General features: G+C 41.0%; 16 protein-coding genes. 11 read left to right on the forward strand and 5 right to left on the reverse strand.

Going from position 1 to position 15,022, the window contains the following annotated elements:
• Positions 1-71: 71 nt before the first annotated feature.
• From J8Z25_RS15010 to J8Z25_RS15020, 3 genes are read right to left on the reverse strand one after another with little or no spacing between them, the layout of a single operon-like run.
• Positions 72-425 carry a hypothetical protein gene (locus J8Z25_RS15010; protein ID WP_250661326.1) on the reverse strand — a complete coding sequence of 118 codons (354 nt, stop codon included), beginning with the start codon at positions 423-425 and terminating at the stop codon, positions 72-74.
• A 43-nt stretch (positions 426-468) separates the two neighbouring features.
• Complete coding sequence (locus J8Z25_RS15015; protein ID WP_130050409.1) at positions 469-1,083, reverse strand: paraquat-inducible protein A; 615 nt, start codon at positions 1,081-1,083, stop codon at positions 469-471.
• 54 nt (positions 1,084-1,137) lie between these two features.
• Positions 1,138-2,415: an EAL and HDOD domain-containing protein gene (locus J8Z25_RS15020; protein ID WP_130050408.1), complete on the reverse strand. Its 1,278-nt coding sequence runs from the start codon at positions 2,413-2,415 to the stop codon at positions 1,138-1,140.
• 104 nt (positions 2,416-2,519) lie between these two features.
• Here J8Z25_RS15020 and J8Z25_RS15025 point away from each other — a divergent pair, with 104 nt between their 5' ends.
• The 3 genes from J8Z25_RS15025 (at position 2,520) to J8Z25_RS15035 (ending at position 4,898) form a co-directional block, all read left to right on the forward strand.
• Positions 2,520-3,284, forward strand: a complete 765-nt coding sequence (locus J8Z25_RS15025) for a substrate-binding periplasmic protein (protein WP_250661327.1) — start codon at positions 2,520-2,522, stop codon at positions 3,282-3,284.
• A gap of 80 nt (positions 3,285-3,364) precedes the next feature.
• Positions 3,365-3,931: a PhnA domain-containing protein gene (locus tag J8Z25_RS15030; protein ID WP_130050406.1), complete on the forward strand. Its 567-nt coding sequence runs from the start codon at positions 3,365-3,367 to the stop codon at positions 3,929-3,931.
• Between the two features lie 157 nt (positions 3,932-4,088).
• Positions 4,089-4,898, forward strand: a complete 810-nt coding sequence (locus J8Z25_RS15035) for an META domain-containing protein (protein ID WP_130050405.1) — start codon at positions 4,089-4,091, stop codon at positions 4,896-4,898.
• A 57-nt stretch (positions 4,899-4,955) separates the two neighbouring features.
• On the opposite strand, the gene J8Z25_RS15040 is transcribed toward J8Z25_RS15035, so the two are convergent.
• Positions 4,956-5,795: a 23S rRNA (adenine(2030)-N(6))-methyltransferase RlmJ gene (locus J8Z25_RS15040; protein WP_250661328.1), complete on the reverse strand. Its 840-nt coding sequence runs from the start codon at positions 5,793-5,795 to the stop codon at positions 4,956-4,958.
• 239 nt (positions 5,796-6,034) lie between these two features.
• On the opposite strand from J8Z25_RS15040, the gene J8Z25_RS15045 reads away from it, so the two are divergent.
• The 8 genes from J8Z25_RS15045 to J8Z25_RS15080 all read left to right on the forward strand — a co-directional run bounded on the left by J8Z25_RS15045 (position 6,035) and on the right by J8Z25_RS15080 (position 11,712).
• A complete protein-coding gene (locus tag J8Z25_RS15045; protein ID WP_130050403.1) occupies positions 6,035-6,265 on the forward strand; it encodes a DUF904 domain-containing protein in 231 nt (76 codons plus the stop codon).
• Positions 6,265-6,552, forward strand: a complete 288-nt coding sequence (locus J8Z25_RS15050) for a cell division protein ZapA (protein ID WP_130050402.1) — start codon at positions 6,265-6,267, stop codon at positions 6,550-6,552. Before J8Z25_RS15045 ends, J8Z25_RS15050 begins: the two co-directional genes overlap by 1 nt.
• A gap of 68 nt (positions 6,553-6,620) precedes the next feature.
• On the forward strand, positions 6,621-7,607 hold the full coding sequence (locus J8Z25_RS15055; RefSeq protein ID WP_250661329.1) for an MBL fold metallo-hydrolase: 987 nt from the start codon (positions 6,621-6,623) through the stop codon (positions 7,605-7,607).
• 28 nt (positions 7,608-7,635) lie between these two features.
• The gene (locus J8Z25_RS15060; protein WP_250661330.1) at positions 7,636-9,129 is read left to right on the forward strand and encodes a LysM peptidoglycan-binding domain-containing protein; all 1,494 of its coding nucleotides are present in this window, start codon (positions 7,636-7,638) and stop codon (positions 9,127-9,129) included.
• Between the two features lie 64 nt (positions 9,130-9,193).
• Entirely contained in the window at positions 9,194-9,682 is a 489-nt protein-coding gene (locus J8Z25_RS15065) for an FKBP-type peptidyl-prolyl cis-trans isomerase (protein ID WP_130050399.1), read from the forward strand.
• Positions 9,683-9,691: 9 nt separating this feature from the next.
• Positions 9,692-10,417, forward strand: a complete 726-nt coding sequence (locus tag J8Z25_RS15070) for an SDR family NAD(P)-dependent oxidoreductase (RefSeq protein ID WP_250662040.1) — start codon at positions 9,692-9,694, stop codon at positions 10,415-10,417.
• Positions 10,414-11,256 (forward strand): amidohydrolase family protein, encoded by an 843-nt coding sequence (locus J8Z25_RS15075; RefSeq protein ID WP_250661331.1) that lies wholly within the window; start codon positions 10,414-10,416, stop codon positions 11,254-11,256. The genes J8Z25_RS15070 and J8Z25_RS15075 overlap by 4 nt, the downstream gene beginning before the upstream one ends.
• An 84-nt stretch (positions 11,257-11,340) precedes the next feature.
• On the forward strand, positions 11,341-11,712 hold the full coding sequence (locus tag J8Z25_RS15080; protein WP_250661332.1) for a hypothetical protein: 372 nt from the start codon (positions 11,341-11,343) through the stop codon (positions 11,710-11,712).
• Between the two features lie 81 nt (positions 11,713-11,793).
• Here J8Z25_RS15080 and J8Z25_RS15085 read toward each other — a convergent pair whose 3' ends face one another.
• Positions 11,794-14,814 (reverse strand): TonB-dependent receptor, encoded by a 3,021-nt coding sequence (locus J8Z25_RS15085; RefSeq protein WP_250661333.1) that lies wholly within the window; start codon positions 14,812-14,814, stop codon positions 11,794-11,796.
• Between the last annotated feature and the right edge of the window lie 208 nt (positions 14,815-15,022).

Consider the following 15,022-nt stretch of genomic DNA (forward strand, 5'->3'; position numbering starts at 1 on the left):
AACAATAGATTTTGGGTGCAGAATGAGGTGTATTTCAGCGTTTTACTGAATTTTAGACAGACCTATCCTGCTTAAGCAGTAATAGGTGGACGATATAAAGAACTTGCGTGGAAACTAAGCTGGCTGGCGCCTAACACTGTGACTTTTTCGGATTGCTTAATTGATTTAACAACTAAATCATTTAACGGAAGGAGTGAGTGAGCTGTACAGGCATTAAACGGACACGCGCAATCGCTGTTATCCATTGCATCTTCATGGCAACAATCCATATCACTCATGTCGCTGTCAGCATTCATATTAGCATGATGATCCATTTGCATGCTGCCATGTGGCATATCACATACCATAGCAACAGACGCAACTGACTGACCCACAAAAGTGAGCAGCATCATAGCTATCAATAAGCAGCTTGAAAGTCGCGTCATCATCATACCTTAAAAATTAATTGCCCAAATTGTAGCCCGAAATTTACGCGCTCGACAAGGGTTTATCTATTTTAATACTATTGCTGGCAGCAATAGCAAACAGGCAGTAACCAGTAAAATACCAAAATCCATCCCCCAGTTCGGCATGCATTTTTATAAGTTCGCCCATTTGCCCATCGGCGTTGCCAGCTAAATAAGACACGATCAATGCAATCACAAACACATCGACCATGCTCCATTTACTTAGTCCTTGTATGAGTTGACCGAGTAAATGTTTAATTTTATTCATAGGTAAGAAACAATAAAACAATTGCATCAGCAATTTTAAAGTGGGGATCACTATGGAGAACACGGCAACAAGCGCGGCGACAAGGTAGTTTTTGTTATTAGCAAGCTCATTCACGGTACCCCAAATGCTGCGTGTTTTTTTATAGGCATCAATTTCACCTTCAAGCCTATCAAGCCCCAACATGCTTGATGCCATCATTAGTACACTACGGGTATTCCGGTCGCCTTCATCGGCAATCATTTCAATACCTGTTTTAGCAAGCTTAGATTTATCGATTTTTCCTTCAAGGGTAAGTACCGGCTGGGTTACTCCTGGTATAAGTAACGCCAAAGCAACTAAGATGGTCACTACCTGTAAAGCTAAACGCATTATTTACAAACCTTTTTGATACACAGAGCCCGCATCATAGCGAACTCTGCACTTTTAGTCTGTAACCGAAGATAAGCTTACGAAAACGTCATCTGCATATGCACGAGCATCGTACATGGCTTGAAAAACTACATCCATTTTTGAGGCAGGACGAATCATCATTAGCAACTCATGAGCCGTTTCCCATTGCTCTTCCTCTACCGCTTTCGTGAGTTGTAAGCTTGCACCTTGCATCCCATTAAAGTTTAAAAGAGCGCTAGAGAGCTCACTACCAAGCGAAAACTCTTTTGCTATGGTATCAAGTTCCATATCTAAAATAGCATCAAGCACAGAAAGTAGCCCAACCAAATACCCTTGCTCAGCAAGCTCTTTCCCACCTGGCTCAAGCATCAAAGAGATAAATTTTGCCCTTGTTAAACCAAGTTTTGTCAGCTCCTGCGGTTTATCATTACCTAATTCGCTAAGTGCTAATACACGCACAAATTGCCTAATCGCATCTTCACCAAGATAAATAACCGCTTGCGAGATCGAACGAATAGTTTGTTGGGTGCTGCTAGCTCGCGCATTAACTAACTTTAAAATGCGTGCGGTAAGCCCTAAATCTTTAGCAACTCGTTGTTGAATAGCATCAAAATTTAAATCAGTTTGTGCGGTGCAATTGAGTAATTCAAGTACGGCAACTTTTGATGGTTCAACATTTCCAAAACTTAAAAGTTCTGGTTTGGCAAAAAAGTACCCTTGGAACAGATCACAACCAGCGGTTTTTAACTGCTCAAAGTCTTCATAATTTTCAATACGTTCAACTATGATAGTGGTATCAGGGAAGCTGCGTTTTAGTTTTTTGATCATCATGTTGGTTTTGATAATCGGCTGCGTTACTTCAAGCTTAATAAAATCCATCAAAGGTAAGATATCTTGCCATTTATCAGTGCCATCGTAATCATCTAAAGCGAACAAGTAGCCTTCTTGCTTTAACTGCTTAACGCGGTTCACTACTTTAGGAATACTCGTCGCTCGTTCAACGATTTCGATAACCGCACTGCGTGGTTGCAACAGCTTTGGAAAGTCATCCAAAATAGCGTCGGTTGATAGGTTGATAAACGCGGGTTGAAACCCCGTTAGCTTTTCGAGCCCCATCAGCATCAACGCATTAAAGAACAGCCGCCCTGTCGCTTGACCATCACTCGTGCCTACCGGAAAAACATTGTCGCTCGATTCTCTGTACAGTAATTCGTATGCATACAAACTTCTATCAGCATTAAATATTGGCTGCCGTGCTATATACTGAGTCACACTCTGACTTTTGTTACCTTCAATACTTAATTCTGACATTCTACTTCTCACTTAGATGTGGCTATCTCCACATTACTATTGTTATAAGTATAGTGAAAGATGTTTACCTTGCTAAAAAACAAAAACCCAACCAAACTAGGTACATGAAAACGTATTCAATCAGACCATTGAACTTTTTTAACTCGACTTTATTAATTTTACTTTTGCTCTCACCAGTAGTTTTTGCTGAGCAGCAACCGGTATTAAAATACAATGTTACTGGCTCGGGTAACTATTATCCTTATTACATCAACGACAACAACACCCCTGGGATCCTACCCGAAATGATTAAGCAAGTTATGCGGCTTGCTGATATTCAAGTGCAGCATATCGAACTTCCTGCAAAAAGGACTGTAAAATACCTACACCAAGGAGACATCGACTTTGATGTTCTTAGCCCTGAATGGCTAAGCCAAGCAGAAAAACAAAACCCGCAATTTATTTATTCAGACACCCTGTTTCTCATTGAGGAGTACCTGGTCAGTTTAAAAAACTCTGTGACTCAATGGCAGCAACTTAACAATATTAATAATCAGCCAGTGGGCACTGTCTTAGGCTATTACTACTACGATGACAATCGCTTTAAGCGCGTTGATTTTCATTCTGAAAAACAACTAATAAAAGCATTAAAAATGCAGCGTATCGAAGTTGTCATAATAGACAAACTTCCGGCACAATACTGGGCTGAGCAATTTAATGTTGATATTGGCTTTGGCGCTTTACATTCGCTGGGAAACTTAAAAATTCGCCTGCGTAGTGAACATCAGCTATTGCTACCAAAAATAAATGCAGCTATTAAAGAGCTTAAAAACTCTGGCAGCTTAGATGCCATAATCAATAAATACACAAAAAGCATATCCCTACAATAATTAGGGATATTCCGCTTTGGACCTGCTTTTGCTATAATGCGCGCTGTTTTTCTTACCTTGTTAACTAAAAAGAGTCTCCTATGAGCATTGAACAAGCACTAATCGAACGCAGTAATAACCAATGTGAACTTTGCACCGCTACAGATAACCTATCTGTTTACGAGGTGCCACCTGTTACAGAGGCTCATTCTGATAAATGCATTTATGTTTGCCAAACTTGTAAAGATCAAATTGAGAATAATGCCGATCTAACTGCAAACCACTGGCATTGTTTAAATGATAGTATGTGGAGTCAAACACCTGCAGTACAAGTAGTGGCTTATCGCATGTTAAAACGTTTAGCGGCTGATAACGGCTGGGCACAAGATGCTCTAGACATGATTTATTTAGAAGAAGACACGCTAAAGTGGGCACAAACAGCACTTGCGGAAGACGATGATATTAAACACATCGACAGTAATGGCGTTGTACTTCAAGCAGGTGACACTGTAACTCTAATTAAAGATCTTGATGTTAAAGGCAGTAGCCTTGTTGCTAAACGTGGCACAGCAGTAAGAAACATCGGTTTAACAAGCAACCCTGAGCACATCGAAGGTCGTGTTGACGGGCAGCGTATTGTTATCCTCACTAAATACGTGAAAAAGTAACGATTACTCTAATACGCTTTATTTTCATAAAGCGACTCGTTATGACGAAAATGGGCCTAGTGCCCATTTTTTGTTAATTAAGCTATGATTAAGTCAGCGAACTTTATGCTAACTTTAAAACAAAGACGCATACCCCTAAAAACGCAAGGAAACAATCATGGCTTCGGATACCATCTCATCTTTCAAACGCGCTTCTCTATGCAGTTTAATGATCTTAGGGAGCAGCTTAGTATTAACAGGTTGTGGTGAAGACTCAAGTGCACCACAGGCTGAACAATCAACAATGAAAACCCTAAATACTCAAGTTACTTATTTAGACCGTAGCATGCTCCCCCCTGGTTCGGTATTAAAAGTACAGTTGGCTGATGTTTCAAAAATGGATGCCAAAGCTGACGTACTCAGCGAACAAGAAATTGAATTAAACGGCGCCCCACCATACAGCGTGGAACTCGAATATGATGAAAGCAAAATTGCTGACCGTCACCGTTATAGTGTAAGTGCGCGCATAGAGAATCAAGGTAAATTACTTTACATTAGCACCACTCACAATAACCCATTTGCTGAAGATGTATCGGGCGATGTTTACAAGGTAACAGTGACAAAAGTATCGGCTAAAAAACCCGATGTTACTTTAACAAATACCTACTGGAAAGCAGTTACAATTAGCGGTGAAACAATCACTGTTGAAAATAAAGAACCCTTCGTGCAGTTTAAAGACGATGGTTCAACCAGTGGTTACTTAGGCTGTAATAACTTCTCAGGTAATTACGAAGTTAATGAGCAAATGCTGACCTTCAAACCATTAGCTATCACCGAAAGAATGTGTGTAGCACAAATGGATATCGAAGCAGCCATGTCAGCAACACTAGCAGCCACTGCTAAATACTCTATCAATGGTGAGCAATTAACCTTGCTAGATGATAGTGACGAGCCACTAGCGACCTTTGCAGCTACTTACATGAATTAATAGCGGTAAAATTAAAAACGCCCAGCAATTGCTGGGCGTTTTTGTATTGAAAAAGAATTATTCTTCAACTAATTGCTCGCTACGATAAAAACCACTGCTGTCGCTTAATAATGAAACAAGTTCTGGTAATACCGCATCCATTGTTTGCTTTAATTTCCATAGTGGGTTAATCACTATCATACCCGACGCTGTCATTCCATGAACGTCAGTATCGGCCTGTGTTGCGAGCTCGAAAAGCTGAATGTTACGCATACCCGATGCAATTAAACCCGCTTCCATTCTATCGATTCGTTCACGGTCAACAACCGGATACCAAATCATATATGTTCCCGTTGCAAAGCGCTTATATGCTTTAACAAGGGTGTTAACAACCGTGTCGTAATCATTTTTAATTTCGTATGGAGGGTCAATAAGCACGCAAGCTCGACGTGACGCTGGAGGTAACAAACCAACTAAGCCTTGAAAGCCGTTTTCGCCACGAACACGAATAGAACGTTTACCTTTCATATTGTCTTGCAGTAATTGTAGATCTCGTGGGTGTAACTCAAAAAACCAACCGTTATCTTGGCGACGCAAAAAGTGCTCGGCAATTTTTGGTGAACCTGGGTAAAAATCTAAATTACCGTTTTGGTTAAATGATTTAATTAGCTCAATATATTCATTAAGTGCATCATGCTCACTATTATGCTGCCAAAGCTTAGCAATACCCTCTAAATATTCTTGTGTTTTTTGTGCGTCACTGCCTGCAAGTTCAAAAAAACCAGCACCTGAGTGCGTGTCTACATAATCAAGTGGCTTATCTTTGATTGTTTGGTATTTAAGTACTTCAGCTAGAACAAGATGTTTTAGCACATCAGCAGGGTTACCCGCATGAAAAGAGTGTCGATAACTAAGCATATTTATAATTCGCCAGATGCAAACTGCGTTAAAAATGAATAGTCTTATTGTACATGATAAACAACAAATGATCCTAAGTTCAGGCTATTCCATGAACCATAAATGAATAAAAAAGCCATTACGCTGAATTAAGCCTTAATAATAAATAAAAATACGCTAAAACAGCCGTAAATGCTGGCATATCAAGACACTTTCCTTTACATTTGCATGACAATAACCACAGTTTTATGAGCGCATTTATGAATAACGAAACTCTTTCCCAACTCGAACAACTGATCGACAAATTAATCCTTCGCAATAGCGAACTTGAAAGCGAAGTTAAAAGCCTACAAGAGCAAACAGCTAAGCTTTTAGATGAGAACGAAACTCTGCAACTTGAAGTGCTAGAAAACGAAGAGAAGCAAAAAGATGCAAGCAGTACATTAACAGGCCTGCTTGAGAAATTACAAAGCGTACAACAGGCTAGCTAATGAGCAGCCCACAAAGTCAGCGGGTCAGCGTAGAGCTACTAGGTAAAGAACATGAGTTCTCTTGCCCACCTGGGCAAGAGCACGCCCTAGTTGCTGCTGCACAAAATTTGAATGACTTAGTGGAGCAAATGAAACAACGCTCATCGGTTCGAAATGACCAAAAAGCCCTGCTGATGGCCGCATTACATTTAAGTCATGAATTACTCGAAGTTAAATCGCAACAAGCAGAACAAGAGCAACAACATGACAAACTAATAGATAAGCTCAGCCAACATCTTAGTATTTAGAAAAAAGCGCATCCAGCGCTTTTTTTGTTTACAATCAACTGCACTGACTATTATTCGAGCGGAACACCATGCGATTTTGTGCTTTTTTGATCTGTCTTTTTGTAAGCTATAGCGCCCAATCAAGCGTTAGCTGGCATAGCATCACTCCCGAAATTCAATTTCTTCAACAACAAAATAAACTGCGCTTTTACGATTCGAATCAAGTGCTAATTGAAGGTAAAGAGTGCGCCTTAATGTTTGATGCCAGCGGTAACTTTGCCGAAGTAGAAATGCTCGCAGAACAGCTAAAAGAACACCTAAAAACACCATTATGTTATTTAGTGGCCAGTCATTATCATGATGATCATCTACTAGGATTAGCGGTTTTACAGGCTGAATTCCCTAAAGCCAAACTGATAGTTCATCAGCAAGTAGAAACTGAGTTTGCCGCCATGCAGCAAGCATTAACTGATAAATTAGATGGCTATGAAAAAAGCATAGAGCTGAGCTATCAACGCCTTGCCAATCAACCAGAAGATCAACAAGTGATTTGGCGCGACAAACTAGAACTTGCTAAAAAGCGTTTATTTCGCTGGCGGGAGTTAGCCTTAAACCCGCCGGCTATTAGCATTACTGAATCAACACAGCTAGACCTTGGTGATTATCCCGTAGTTATTACACCTTACCAAGCGCACACTAAAGGCGATCTTACTTTAAGTGCAGATCAAGGCCGCGTTCTGTTAGGCGCAGATATAGTCGACAGCTTACCCTATCCCGGGCATGGTACCTTTACTAGCTGGATCACAGTACTGCAAGATATTCAAAAAAATACCACGCTCGTAACTATTTTACCTGGTCATGGCAAGCCACTATCGCCACAAGATCTTGCGCTCCCTTTAAGGTTTTTAAAAACGATTAAAGAGATGACAAAATCAGCGCCAGATAAATCAGTTAGTGAATTAATTCCGCTTTTTCCTGCCGAGATAAAACAGCAATATCAGCTTGATGAAATAGGTGAAAGGGCTTTCTCTATGTTTCTAGAGGCTGGACTAAAACAGAGCAAGTTGTCAAAATAGAGCTAAAATAGTAAAAGGATTTTATTATATGGCTCGAGTAAGTTTGAGATATTTACTTTGGCTGAGCTTAGTTATTGGTCTACAGGGATGCCAACTAACTCAGCAGAAAACAGATGAGCGGGAAAGACCAGCGGTTTTTAACCATTATGAGCCCGACTTAGCAACCCAGCAAGCAACTAGTGACTATGTGGCTTCAACGGCTGTTGAACTACCCGCTACAGTTGCGCCACTGCCAGCTGGTGACACTCCGTTACCAACACCTCGTTCGAACGATCTTTGGCAGCATATCGCCAACAATTTAACACTCGTCTTTCAAACTAATAAGCATACTTCTGCACGTATAAAATGGTATTTAAAACAGCCTCATTACCTCATAAAAGTAAACAAACGTGCAGCACCTTACTTGTATCATATCGTGACACGGATCGAACGACAAAAGCTACCTATGGAGCTGGCCTTGCTGCCATTTGTCGAGAGTGATTTTAGACCGACAGTAAGCTCATCAAAGAATGCTGTAGGTGTTTGGCAACTTGTTGGCGCAACAGCTTATCATTTTGGCGTACAAAGCGATCAATGGTATGACGGACGCCAAGATATTCTCGCCTCAACCGATGCCGCTTTGGCTTATTTAAGTTACTTACACAAGCGCTTTGATGGTGACTGGTTACATGCACTTGCCGCTTACAACAGTGGCGAGGGACGTGTAAAAAAAGCCATTGAAAAGAATAAAAAAATAGGTAAAAAAACTGACTATTGGTCGTTATCTTTACCAAAAGAAACTGCCGATTATATTCCTAAACTATTAGCACTAAGTTATTTACTGAAACATCCTGAGCAAGGCTTAAAACGGCCTAAATTGGTTAATAAAGCACTCACTACTGAGTTTGATGTTGGCCAGCAGTTTGATTTTTCAGTAATAGCTAACTTATCTGGCGTGGGACATAACCAGCTCCATAAATTAAATCCAGGATATTTAAAAAACCAAAGCTCCCCGAATGGTCCACATACCCTGCTATTGCCTCTTGACCAGCGTACGCTATTACAAAGCAAATTGTTTCGCAATAACTTTGCTGGTGAGTATATAGTGCAAAAAGGCGATACTCTTTACAGTCTTTCTAGACGCTTTAATATGTCTGTAAAGGATCTAAAAGCACTCAATAGCAAAACAAGCAACCTAATCAAAGTAGGTGAGCAGTTGCGTTTATCACAGCCACAAACCATGCCAGAATCATTACTGGTTGATTACAATATTAGCCCCTACCTCGAACAACATGAAGAAACTATCGCAACCATTGCGGTTGATTACCTAGTAAAGCCAGGTGACTCAATTTGGAGTATCAGCCAATTATACGATGTGCCACACAAAGACATTGCAACTTGGAATAAACTGAGTGCCACCAGCATATTAAGACCAGGCACGATTTTGACACTTCACTTACCGCAAGCAAAACCTGCTGAGCGACAAACGCCAACCAGTGAGGCCATGCTGTCAAGAATAGAAGGCTCGTTGAAAAAGCCTTGATTGCTCAGTCTTAACGGTTAGCGTAAAATCACCGCCTATATTTTAAATTCTAAAGAGAAATAACATGCAAATCAGTAAAGACGCAGTGGTTGAATTTCACTACACACTTAGTGAAGCAGGCGAGCAAGTCGAATCAAGTAAAGATGGCGAGCCACTTTCATATATCCATGGTACTGAAGGCATGCTTCCGGGTCTTGAAAAAGCGCTTGAAGGTAAAGCAGCTGGTGATAACTTCAGCGTAACACTTGAGCCTAGCGAATCTTACGGTGAGCGCGTTGACAACCTAATCCAACGTATTCCACTTAAGCACTTACAAGGCAACACAAAAGTGTGGAAGCCAGGTATGACTGCTATTGTTCATTCTAACCAAGGCCGTCACCAAGTGACTATCGTTAAAGTGGGTCGCTTCAATGCAGATTGTGACTTAAACCACCCATTTGCAGGTAAAACCCTGACATTTGATGTTGAAGTAGTCAATGTTCGCCAAGCAACAGCCGACGAATTATCACACGGCCACGTGCACGGTGAAGGCGGTTGTGGCCACAGCCACTAAGGGTAAATGATGACAAACGTTGCAATTGTCACAGGTGGCAGTAAAGGCATAGGCAAAGCTATAGTAGAGCGTTTAGAACGTGAAGCATACACCGTTTACAACTTAGATATCACCCCGTCTGAGGGCAATTATCACCACTGTGACGTCAGTGATACTCAGCAGGTGATATCGGTTATCACCGATATCATTGCACAGACGGGCCGTGTCGATGCCTTAATCTCTAATGCGGGTCGTCATCTAAGTGCCAACATTGAAAACACCGATGAAGCAACGTTTGATGCCCTGTTTGCGCTCAATGTGAAAGGTGCCTATGCAGCAATTCAAGCCGTATTACCTAGTATGAAAATCCAGCAAAGCGGCAGTATCGTGTTGGTTGCCTCTGATCAGGCAATTATTGGCAAACCAAACTCGTTTGCTTATAACCTAACCAAGCACGCGCTAGCTTCCATGGCAAAAACGACAGCACTCGATTATGCCGCGTTTAATATTCGTGCTAACGCAGTGTGTCCGGGTACAATAGAAACACCACTGTTTCATAATGCGATTGATGCCTACTGTAAACGCAGTGGTGCCGATAAAGCAGAGGTTGTTGCTGAAGAAGCCGCGCTGCAACCGCTAGGGCGTTTAGGTCAACCAGAAGAAATTGCTGCTTTGGTGAACTTTTTAATAAGCCCAGAAGCGAGCTTTATTACTGGTAGCTTACAAAGTATTGATGGTGGATACACCACGCAATGAGCGACAAAATAATTGACCCCCATGTGCACTTTTTTAACCTCACTGAGGGTCAATACACTTGGCTACAAGGTAGCAATCCCCCCTCTTGGCCAAATCTAGATAGAATTAAAAAGCAAATTACTAGCTCAGAACTTAAAGCCGCTTGTCCATTTCAACTAGAAGCCTTGGTGCATATTGAAGCTGGCTTTGATAATCAAGCGCCAGTGAATGAGCTTAATTGGCTTGCAACGCATTTAAATGACATTCCCTATCGAGCAATCAGCTACAGTGTGATTGACGCATCTACCAAACACTTTGAAGCGTCACTCAATGAGTTAGATCATCCATCTTTGGTTGGTATTCGCGATATAACCGAAGGTGATGAAGCCAAGCGCTTATTAACTCCTCACTGCCAAGACAACCTAGCCATGCTCGCAGGCGAAAATTTACACTTTGAAGCACAGTTTGAAATTGAAAACATGCAGACAACTGAGCAGCTTATTAAGTATTGCACAGCCCTGCCATCATTACGTGTGGTTATTAATCATTTAGGCTTTATTAGTGATGAGAAAACATGGCTTGAAGCAATCATTAAACTCAGCCACTGCGATAATATCGCGATAAAGTTCTCAGGCTTAGAATTCACGCAAATAGCCGTAAACAAACACCTTTGGCTGGTTAATAATTTAGTTAAGTACTTTGGTGAACATCGTGTGATGTTTGCAAGTAATTTCCCTGTTTGCCAAATAAATACCAGTTACGAAAACTGTTGGCATCACTATCACTCATTGTGCTCCGAGCCGAGTTTATGGCAAAAACTAAGCTATAAAAACGCCCGTGAAATCTATCAAATTGTTTAAAAAATAGCTATATTCAATAAAGTTAAAACTTATAAAGCGAACAAGCATCAAGTCTAAAATCTGTTTGCTTGTTCAGGAGTATTAATGAAAGCCTCTATTACCAGCCTTTTACTAGTTAGTGTCTTATTTGGCTGTAGTTCTAAGCAAGAACCCACTCCAAAACTACAACATGCACGGCTAACAGAGCCGCAAAGTGAGCTAATAGCACTTGGCATAGCAAGGCTAATGCACAGTAAGCCTATTAACGTAGCCGAAGATGCGTTTATCAATAGCAGCATACTTGTTATTGAAAGCTTGAATAACGCTGCTATACCAGAGAAGTCCAACCATGGGTCTTACCCAGATATGCCTGAACGTTTTGAGCTGTTAATAAAAAACCAAATGTGTTTTGTACGCCATTTAGATAGTAAAGCCACCGAGCCTCTTCCTTTGGTAAAATGCAAACCGACAGACTAATCTAAACTAAATAAACAGATATAAAAAAAGCCCTTACGGGCTTTTTTAGTCGGGGGACAATCAAATTGATTGTTCTTATGATTAGAAGCGAGCTTCAAATCCTAAACGAACAGAGCGAGGTGCTTGCCATGTATACGCAGAACCATAATAAGAGTTAACTTCACCCTCATTTTGCTCATAATGCTCATTCGCAGATGTCATCTCTTGGCTATTAAGTACGTTAAATACGTTAATAGTTGCACGCATATCAATATCAGATACTGTAAAGTCATATGCAGCTGATAAATCTAAGTTAAACGTCCAAGGAGTACGACCCGCTGTACCACGAGAGTGCTGCTCATAGATTTTTTCGTCTTGTTGACATTCGCCATCACCATTTGTGTCTGGACAATCATTGGTATAGATGTAGAAAGTATCACCCCAGCCACCATTTAGGTTTGGATCTTTTGATGGATAACCTTGACCGAACAAGCTTTGTGGACGACCACTTTGTAGTGTTGCATTCCAACCAACAATTAAGTTTTCAACTGGTTCCCAGCTACCGAAGAACTTAAATGTGTGACGACGATCGTTAGGTTGATAACCTTGTGAACCATCCATTACTGCTGGGAAGTCGAAGTCTTGTGTAATACCCGCATCAGCTTGGCCGATGTCAGACTTAACAGCACCTTCGAAGTTACCTACACTACGTGCCCAAGTATAACCAAATTGGTAACGAATAGTTTCCGCGCGGTAATCTAGGCTAAATTCAACTGACGTATACTCATTATTTGCTTTCGGTAAGCCGATTGTTTCAGCTGAGTAAGTTGTTAGTGAACCTGCATCTGGAACACCGTCATTATCAAAGCTTGAATCACCCCAATCAGTACCATTCCAGTAATAACCATCGCTGTACCAGCTTGATGTAGAGCCAGGGTTGATCATGACGCAGTATGGATATGCGTAACGGCCACAGTAATCATCAAGTGCAGTTGCAACTTCACGATACGTACCTTTTAAACCAACAGTGTATTCATCATTAAGTGCTTGTTGCACACCAATGATGTACTCATCTTTAGAGAACGGATCCGCTTCTTTTGCTTGGAAAATATCTTTTTCCGGAATAACAGGTACACCACTCACTTGTTGTGAGTTTGCTAAACCACCACTACCGATAGTATCAGCTAAAGGAGCAAGGCCTGTTGGTGCGCCTGTTGTTGGATCAACACCCGTATACGTATAAGCAGTCGTGATATCACTTACACCTGATGCCGCACGGAAAATCGTATTATTAGCAACTGGTAAATAGTAACGACCATATGTACCGTACACTTTCGTATCACCCGTACCTGTTGGATCCCATGTGAAACCTAAGCGAGGAGCAATGTCTGTTTTAAAGCTTGTTAATAACTTGCCTGTCGTACCCCAGCTATCGAATTCGTCGATACGTAGGCCAACTTTAACAGCAAAATCATCAGTTACTTGCCAGTGATCTTCAAGGTAGTAAGCGGTTAATTCTGACTCAAAGCTACCACCACCGTCAAAGATACGATCTTCAACATAATCAAGTGCAGCACCTGTGTTATTGGTTAGTGCACCATTATCAGCTTGCCAGCTACCATTATCTGCAAGCGTACGATAATCATAGCTATGGCCACCAATTGGTTGGCTGATTCGCTCTGATTTACGCTCTTGATAATCGATACCAAAGCTAATTTCGTGTGCATCCCACACATACTCAACATCTAAGCGGTATTGTGTGTTGTCATCGTTATTTGCTCCAAAACTACCACCAGCACCACAGCCAGTGATTGGGTTTGAAGTACCACGCGAGTCAGTGACACTTGGACAAACTAGATTTTCAGACTGAGTTTCATATTCAGTTTTGATATTACCAGCCATTGCTGTAACTACTAGGTCTTCTGTTAAGATACCTGTATAGCTTAAGCTTTGTGCTTTACCACCACGTTTTAGAAGTGCGCCATCAATACGCTCACCAATCGCACCATTGTCATACTCAAAAACAGAGCGCTCAATATCACGACGGTTTGAGTAAGCAAAATAGCTCAAGCGATGGTTATCCGTAATATCCCAATCAAGCTTACCACCCCAGAAAAGGTTATCACCGCCTGATGCTGATTCTTTACGATATTGATCGTTTGGTGAGAATTCGTCACCTCCCCAAGTGTATGTAGACTCTGTATCACGAGGGTTTACTAAGCCATAGAAGAATAAAGTATCTTCAATTAACGGACCACCCACTGCTAAAGTGACATCCGCGCTATTATCAGAAGCTACGCTTTCGTCTCGGAAAATTTGTCCGGCGCCTTGGTTACCACGTGAAATAGAACCCTCTTCTTGAAGTGAGTCAGGAGAATATTGTACAACTGCAGAGAATTCCCATTCATTGGTACCACTTTTGGTTGTGGTGTTAATCGTACCACCCGTCGCACGGCCAAACTTCGCTGAGTAACCACCCGTTTTTACTTGGAATTGGTCATAAAATTCGAATGGTACTTCACCACATCCTAGACCTTGACGTGTATTTGTTACTTCAAGACCATTGATATAACAAGCATTTTCCGCAACAGATGAACCACCAAATGACGCAGTGTTACCAAATGCACTATCACCTTTAACTGCACCAGGCGCTAATAATGCAACCGAAGTAAGATCACGACTGATAGGCATACGATCGATTTCAGCATCGGTAATAACCAAGCCTGAGTCAGCTGTCGATAAATCTATTGATGAAATACGTGCACCAACAACTTGAATAACTTCAGGGCCTGAGCTTGCAACACTTGCTAAATCAAAGTTTGCCTTTGAGTTAGCACCTAAAGAAACACGCACTTTGTCTTCAGCAACAATATTACCGTCTTTTAGAATCTGAATGTCATAGTTACCTGAAGGTAATGATGCAAAGCGGAAAGTTCCATTTTCTGAAATATTTAAAGTACGTTCTAAACCTGTTGCTGGGTTTTTAACTTTTACAGTGTAAGAAGAGGTATTTGCCACATTCTGAACAGAACCAATTACGTCCGATGCAGATGCAGGAAGGGCTAAACCTAGCGATGCAGTAACTGCTATCGCTGTTATGCTTTTCCGAAACATTGATTTCATTTTTGTATCCCTGTTTAAATTATAATTATTTGCGCCTATAAAATAGGCACAATTACATTAGTAAAATGAAACAAGAATGTAAATTAAAAAACACAAATATATTACAAAAAAACCATATTTATTAGAATCTGGGACTAAATGTAACTTTATGTAATCACAGGGTTTTAACTGGTATAATTTCAGAAACATAAACAATACAGAGATGGAT

This window comes from Pseudoalteromonas sp. SCSIO 43101, from assembly GCF_023650775.1.
GTDB classification, from domain to species: domain Bacteria; phylum Pseudomonadota; class Gammaproteobacteria; order Enterobacterales; family Alteromonadaceae; genus Pseudoalteromonas; species Pseudoalteromonas apostichopi.